This window comes from Sphingomonas sp. CCH9-E2, from assembly GCF_001557215.1.
In the GTDB taxonomy this organism is placed as follows: Bacteria; Pseudomonadota; Alphaproteobacteria; order Sphingomonadales; family Sphingomonadaceae; genus Sphingomonas.
In genome coordinates, this window is the sequence record NZ_LSJM01000346.1 from 1 (window position 1) to 6,977 (window position 6,977).

At 65.8% G+C, this 6,977-nt stretch carries 7 protein-coding genes; all 7 read left to right on the forward strand.

The features are described from left to right. The coding region (locus tag AX681_RS16175) for a sensor histidine kinase (protein ID WP_066682490.1) at positions 1–1,037 on the forward strand (1,037 nt) is incomplete at its 5' end. An 83-nt stretch (positions 1,038–1,120) separates the two neighbouring features. Then, positions 1,121–2,152 (forward strand): substrate-binding domain-containing protein, encoded by a 1,032-nt coding sequence (locus AX681_RS16180; RefSeq protein WP_066662506.1) that lies wholly within the window; start codon positions 1,121–1,123, stop codon positions 2,150–2,152. A 45-nt stretch (positions 2,153–2,197) separates the two neighbouring features. Next, positions 2,198–3,577: a phosphate ABC transporter permease subunit PstC gene (gene pstC, locus AX681_RS16185; protein ID WP_066662508.1), complete on the forward strand. Its 1,380-nt coding sequence runs from the start codon at positions 2,198–2,200 to the stop codon at positions 3,575–3,577. After that, positions 3,570–4,871 (forward strand): phosphate ABC transporter permease PstA, encoded by a 1,302-nt coding sequence (pstA, locus tag AX681_RS16190; protein ID WP_066662510.1) that lies wholly within the window; start codon positions 3,570–3,572, stop codon positions 4,869–4,871. Before pstC ends, pstA begins: the two co-directional genes overlap by 8 nt. Then, positions 4,871–5,689 carry a phosphate ABC transporter ATP-binding protein PstB gene (gene pstB, locus AX681_RS16195; protein ID WP_066662513.1) on the forward strand — a complete coding sequence of 273 codons (819 nt, stop codon included), beginning with the start codon at positions 4,871–4,873 and terminating at the stop codon, positions 5,687–5,689. Before pstA ends, pstB begins: the two co-directional genes overlap by 1 nt. Before the next feature lies 1 nt (position 5,690). Next, the gene (phoU, locus tag AX681_RS16200) at positions 5,691–6,392 is read left to right on the forward strand and encodes a phosphate signaling complex protein PhoU (protein WP_066662520.1); all 702 of its coding nucleotides are present in this window, start codon (positions 5,691–5,693) and stop codon (positions 6,390–6,392) included. A gap of 1 nt (position 6,393) precedes the next feature. Next, on the forward strand, positions 6,394–6,977 hold a 584-nt coding region (locus tag AX681_RS16205), incomplete at its 3' end, for a response regulator (RefSeq protein ID WP_066682492.1).

Genomic DNA, 6,977 nt, shown 5'->3' on the forward strand with positions numbered 1-6,977 from the left:
ACCCCGTCAGCACCGCCCCGGCCGGCGTTGCCGAGGCGATCGAGGCGGTGTTCGAACCGATGCTGCTGGTCGAGGCGCAGCGGGTCGCGGCGGCCAATCGCGCGGCGCGCGCGCTGCTGGGCGAGCATATCCTGGGCGAGGATGTCCGCGTTGCGATCCGTCACCCCGCCGCCGCCGAGCGGCTGCTGAACCCGGTCGAGGGCGCGCCGGGCGGCCCGATCCATCTCGTCGGCCTGGGCACCCGCGACCAGCGCTGGGAGATGCGCGTGCGCGCGCTGCCGGGCGGCGCGCGGGTCGTCCATCTGAGCGACCGCACCGGGGCGCATGCGGCGGACCGGATGCGAGTCGATTTCGTCGCCAATGCCAGCCACGAGCTGCGCACCCCGCTCGCCTCGATCCTGGGGTTTATCGAGACGCTGGAGGATGCCGCCGACGATCCCGAGACGCGCGCCCGCTTCCTCAAGGTCATGGATAATGAGGCGCGCCGGATGCGGCGGCTGATCGACGATCTCATATCGCTGTCGCGGATCGAGGCGGAGAAATATCGCGCGCCCGACGATGTCGTCGATCTCGCCGCCCTGCTCGCGCAAGTGCGCGACGAGCTGTCGTCGCTCGCACCAGCGCGGGCTGCGGATATTGCCCTGACCATCGATGAACTGCCACCGGTTCGCGGCGACCGGGTGCAATTGTCGCAGCTGCTGCACAACATTATCGGCAACGCCATGAAATATGGCCGCGCCGGGACGCCAGTCACCGTTGCGCTCGACGCGACCGATTCGGCGATGGTCCGCCTGACCGTGCGCGACGAGAGCGAGGGCATTGCGCCCGAGCACCTCCCCCGCCTGACCGAGCGATTCTATCGCGTCGATTCGAGCCGCAGCCGTGCGGCAGGGGGCACCGGTCTGGGGCTCGCGATCGTCAAGCATATCGTCGAGCGGCACCGCGGTCGCCTCGACATCGCCAGCGTGGTGGGTCAGGGCACATCGGTCACCATTTTGCTGCCCGTCGCACCGATTCCGGAGGCGGTGTCATCATAGCGTCACGCAACTGAAACACAGGGCCAGCGCGGACGGGACCGGCCCCCGTTTCGCGACTCGCAAGACGGCCGTGGGGAATCACGATGCGCAGTTTTTCGCTGATCGCGCTTTCGGCGCTGGCCTTGTCTGCCTGTGGCGGCGCGGGTCAGGCGTCACGCGACCAGATCAAGATCGTGGGTTCTTCGACGGTCTATCCCTTCACCACCATGGTCGCCGAGCAGTTCGTCAATTCAGGCAGCTTCAAGGCACCCGTGATCGAATCGACCGGCACCGGCGGCGGCATGAAGCTGTTCTGCGCCGGAGTCGGACCGCAGCATCCCGACATGACGAATGCCTCGCGCCGCATGACCGCGTCGGAATTCGACCTGTGTCAGCGCAACGGTGTCACCGACATCCTCGAGGTGCAGGTCGGCATGGACGGCATCGCCTTTGCCGAGGCGACCAACGGCCCCAAGATTCAGCTGACGCTCGCCGAAGCCTATCGCGCGCTCGCCGCAAGTCCGATGGGCAAGCCCAACACGGCGCGGCTGTGGTCGGACATCAATCCGTCGCTGCCGGCGGTGCCGATCTCGGTAATGGGCCCGCCCGCAACCAGCGGCACGCGCGATTCGCTGCACGAACTGATCATGCATCCGGGCTGCGAAGAGGCCTATCCGCAGGTCAAGGACATCGAAAAGACCGACAAGGACAAGGCGACCGAGCTGTGCACCCGCGTCCGCGAGGACGGCGTCTATGTCGATTCGGGCGAGAACGACAATCTGATCGTCCAGAAACTGAGCGCCAATCCCAATGCGATCGGCGTGTTCGGCTATTCCTATCTCGAGGAAAATGCCGCGCGGCTGAAGGGCGTGCCGGTCAACGGCGTCGAGCCGAGCTATGCGGCGATTTCGTCGGGCCAATATCCCGGTGCCCGCGCGATGTTCATCTATGTCAAGAAACAGCACCTGAAGGCGGTGCCGGGGATCAACGAATTCCTTGCGCAGTATACGCGGATGTGGGGCCCGGGTGGTCCGCTGGCCAAGCGCGGCATGATCGCGTCGTCGGACGCGGATCGCAGCAAGGCGAGCGACACGATCGCCAAGGGTCTGACGATGCAGCGTAGCGATCTCAAATAATCCGAACCGACACCAACTCCGTTTCCAGATAGGCGGCTTCGACCGGTGAATGTTTTCGCACTCCTGTTCCTGATCCTCGGCCTGGGCCTGATCGCCTGGCTGACGGCGCGTGCGCGCGCGGCGCGGATGGCGCGCGGTCTCCCCGCCAAGCGGCTGCACAGCCTGCCGAGCCAGCATGGCTGGTATGTCGCGACCTGGGCTGTCGTCCCGGCGCTGATCTTCCTCGTCATCTGGGTGAATGTCAGCCCGAGCCTGGTCACCGAAACCGTGCTCTCGACCCCCGCCGCCGCGCAGCTTCCGGCATTCGGGTTCGAACGCGAAACAATCTTGAACGAAGCGCGCAGCCTGGCCGAGGGCAGCAGCCAGGGTGCCTTCTATCCCCTCGCCGAACAGCTCGCCCCGGCCTATGCCGCTGCGCTGAGCCGCTATAACTGGATCGGCACCGCGCTGGCGCTGATCCTTGCCTTCGCCTTCGGTGCGTTTGCCTTCACCCGGATCAACCCGGATTTCAGGGCCCGGACGAAGTTCGAGCGAGCGGTGATGATGGTGCTGCTGGTCGCGTCGCTGATCGCGATCCTGACGACGCTCGGCATCTTCCTGTCGCTGATCTTCGAAAGCGTCCGTTTCTTCTCGATCGTGCCGGTCACCGACTTCCTGTTCGGGCTGAACTGGAGCCCGCAGGTGATCCGCGCCGACGATCCCGGGGCGAATCTGGGCGCGCTGCCGCTGTTCTGGGGCACGTTCTTCATCGGCGCGGTCATCGCGATGATCATCGCGATCCCCTTCGGCCTGATGAGTGCGATCTACCTCACCCAATATGCGCCGCGCAGCTTCCGCGCGTGGATGAAGCCGATCCTCGAGATCCTCGCCGGCGTGCCGACCGTGGTCTATGGCTATTTCGCCGCACTCACCGTCGGGCCGCTGATCCGCGATTTCGCGGTGATGCTGGGCTTTCAATTCGCCTCGGCTGAAAGCGCGCTGTCGGCAGGTCTGGTGATGGGCATCATGATCATCCCGTTCGTGTCGTCGATGGCCGATGACTCGATCGCCGCCGTCCCCACCGCGATGCGCGACGGCTCGCTCGCGATGGGCGCGACGACCAGCGAGACGATCAAGCGCGTGCTGATCCCCGCCGCCCTCCCGGGCGTGGTCGCCGGCATCCTGCTCGCGGTCAGTCGTGCGATCGGCGAGACCATGATTGTCGTGATGGCGGCGTCGGGCGCCGCGAACATCACGCTCAATCCGTTCGAAGGCGCGACGACCGTGACCAAGCAGATCGTCGACCTGCTGACCGGTGAAACCGCGTTCGACAGCCCCAAGACGCTCGCCGCATTCGCGCTGGGGCTGACGTTGTTCATGATCACCTTCCTCCTCAACATCGTCGCGCTGCGCGTCGTCAAAAAGTATCGCGAAGCTTATGAGTGAGTCCCTCGTCCCGCAGCTTCCGACCGGCCCCGAAGAACCCGCGCCCGCGGCCCCGACCGGCTGGAAGACCGACGCGATGCAAAAGCGCATCCGCGCCCGCTATGCCAAGGAGCGTCGCTTCCGCATGTGGGGGCTGGCGGCCGTCATCGGATCGGCCAGCTTCCTCGCCTTCCTGCTCGTCACCATGTTGTGGCAGGGGATTGGCGGCTTTCAGCGCGCCGAGATCGCATTGCCGATCGACTTCAAGGCGGCGGCGCTCGAGGTGACCCCGGAACAGCTGCGCGGCAAGGGTGCCGATCTGGCGCTGGCCAGTGCCGGGCTGAACGATGTTGTCGCGAATGCCGCCGTCGCCGCCTTTGGCCCGGACGGCGCCGATTACATCTCCGAAAGCGCATGGGTCGCAGTGCGCGACGAGCTCAAGGCACGGCCCGAGCTGCTGCAGGGCCGCGCGTCGATCGACGTGCCTGCCTCATCGCCGATCGCGCTCGCCGCGAAGGGCGATGGCACCGATCCCGAAGTGATCAAGGTGGCGACCCGCCTGCGCGACCAGGGGACGCTGACCCAGGGGTTCAATATCGACTTCCTGTCCGGCTCCGACGCCACCGATCCGACCGGGGTCGGCATCTGGGGCGCGCTCAAGGGCTCGCTGCTGACGATGCTGGTGACGCTGCTGATCGCCTTCCCGATCGGCGTGTTCTCGGCCGTCTATCTGGAAGAATATGCGCCGCGGAACCGCTGGACCGATCTGATCGAGGTTTCGATCAATAACCTCGCCGCGGTGCCGTCGATCATCTTCGGCCTGCTCGGCCTCGCCGTGTTCCTCAACTTTCTGCACTTGCCGCGGTCGGCGCCACTGGTCGGCGGCCTCACGCTGGCACTGATGATCATGCCGGTCATCGTCATCGCCGGCCGCAACGCGATCAAGGCGGTACCGCCGTCGATCCGCGACGCGGCGCTGGGCATCGGCGCGAGCCGCATCCAGGTGGTGTTCCACCACGTCCTGCCGCTCGCGCTGCCCGGGATCCTGACGGGCACGATCATCGGCATGGCGCGCGCGCTGGGTGAGACGGCGCCGCTGCTGCTGATCGGCATGCGCGCCTTCATCGTCACCCCGCCGGGCAGCGTGTTCGATCCTGCGACGGTTTTGCCGGTGCAGATCTTCCTGTGGTCGGACCAGGTGAGCCGCGGCTTTGTCGAAAAGACGAGCGCCGCGATCATCGTCCTGCTCGTCTTCCTGCTCGCGATGAATGCCATCGCCATCTATCTTCGCAACCGATTCGAGACCCGCTGGTGATGACCCAAACCGATTATTCAAGCACCGCCATCGACAGCGCCGCGCCCGCCCGGACTGGGGCCACGCCCAAGATGTCGGCGCGCGGCGTCAACGTCTTCTATGGCGAGAAACAGGCGATCCGCGACGTGTCGATCGATGTCGACATGGACAATGTAACCGCGTTCATCGGTCCGTCGGGCTGCGGCAAGTCGACCTTCCTGCGCACGCTCAACCGCATGAACGACACCGTCGCCAGCGCGCGGGTTGAAGGGCGGATCATGCTGGACGGCGAGGATATCTACGACAAGTCGATGGACGTGGTGCAGCTGCGCGCGCGCGTCGGCATGGTGTTCCAGAAGCCGAACCCCTTCCCCAAGTCGATCTATGAAAACGTCGCCTATGGCCCGCGCATCCACGGCCTGGCACGCTCGCGCAGCGACATGGACGCGATCGTCGAGCGGTCGCTCAAGCGCGCCGGCCTGTGGGAAGAGGTCAAGGACCGGCTGCAGGACAGCGGCACCGCGCTGTCGGGCGGTCAGCAGCAGCGGCTGTGTATCGCGCGCGCCATCGCGGTCGATCCCGAAGTCATCCTGATGGACGAACCCTGCTCGGCACTCGACCCGATCGCGACGGCGAAGATCGAAGAGCTGATCCACGAGCTGCGCGGCAAATATGCCATCGTGATCGTCACCCACAACATGCAGCAGGCCGCACGCGTCAGCCAGCGCACCGCGTTTTTCCACCTCGGCACGCTTGTCGAATATGGCGAGACCGACCAAATCTTTACGGCGCCCCGCCAGGAGCGGACCAAGGATTATATCACCGGAAGGTACGGCTGAGATGGCAACGGGCCACGAACACACGGTCAAGGCGTTCGACGAGGATATCAAGCATCTGCGCGCGCTGATCTCGCAGATGGGCGGCCTCGCCGAACAGGCGATTGCCGACTCGATGCTGGCGTTGAGCCGCAACGATACCGCACTGGCGAAGGACGTCCGTGCCAAGGACAAGGCGATCGACGCGATCGAGGCCGAGGTCGAGAAGCTCGCGGTCCGCGTCATCGCGCTGCGTGCGCCGATGGCAGACGATCTGCGCGAAGTGGTGGCCGCGCTCAAGATCGCGGCGGTGGTCGAGCGGATCGGCGATTACGCCAAGAATATCGCCAAGCGCGTGCCCCTCGTCCACACCCCCGGCGCCGACCGCATCGAGGCGATTTCGATCCTGCCCGCCATGGCACAGATGGCGAGCGAAATGGTCCATGACGTGCTCGACGCCTTTTCGGCGCGCGATGCCGAAGCCGCCATCCGCGTGGTCGAGCGCGACAACCGGCTGGACGATTTCTACGACAGCATCTTCCGCACCCTGGTCACCTATATGGTCGAGAACCCGCGGACGGTGAGCGAGGTCGCCCATCTGCTGTTCGTCGCCAAGAATATCGAGCGGATCGGCGACCATGCGACCAACGTCGCCGAAATGGTCTATTTTGCCGCGACGGGCAGCTACATGGCCGAACGCGATACGGTCGAGGTTCCGGAGGCCTGAGATGAGCCGCGCACGCATGCTGCTGGTCGAGGATGATGCCGCGCTGGCCGAGCTCCTCACCTATCATTTCCGCCGGGAGGATTTCGAGGTCCGCCACACCCCGGATGGCGAGGAAGCGTTGCTACTCGCCCAGGAATCGCCGCCCGACATCGTCCTGCTCGACTGGATGGTCGAAAGCCTGTCGGGCATCGAAGTGTGCCGCCGTCTGCGCCGGATGAGCGAGACGGCGAACGTCCCGATCATCATGCTGACGGCGCGCGGCGAGGAAGAGGATCGCGTGCGCGGCCTCGAAACCGGTGCCGACGATTATGTCACCAAGCCCTTTTCCCCGCGCGAACTGGTGGCGCGGGTCGGCGCGGTGCTGCGCCGCGTCCGCCCTGCGCTGGCCGGTGAAGCGCTGACCTATGCCGACATCGAAATGGACACGGTCGGCCACAAGGTCCGCCGCGGCGGCGAAGTCGTCCCGCTCGGCCCGACCGAATTCCGCCTGCTCAAGCACTTCCTGGAGCATCCCGGCTGGGTCTTCTCGCGCGAGCGACTGCTCGACGCGGTGTGGGGGCATGACAGCGACATCGAAAGCCGCAC

Excerpts from the sequence above, each read along its gene's own strand:
- AX681_RS16180 (WP_066662506.1), top strand. The coding sequence starts at position 1,121 with ATGCGCAGTTTTTCGCTGATCGCGCTTTCGGCGCTGGCCTTGTCTGCC.
- pstA (WP_066662510.1), top strand. The coding sequence starts at position 3,570 with ATGAGTGAGTCCCTCGTCCCGCAGCTTCCGACCGGCCCCGAAGAACCC.
- pstB (WP_066662513.1), top strand. The coding sequence starts at position 4,871 with ATGACCCAAACCGATTATTCAAGCACCGCCATCGACAGCGCCGCGCCC.
- phoU (WP_066662520.1), top strand. The coding sequence starts at position 5,691 with ATGGCAACGGGCCACGAACACACGGTCAAGGCGTTCGACGAGGATATC.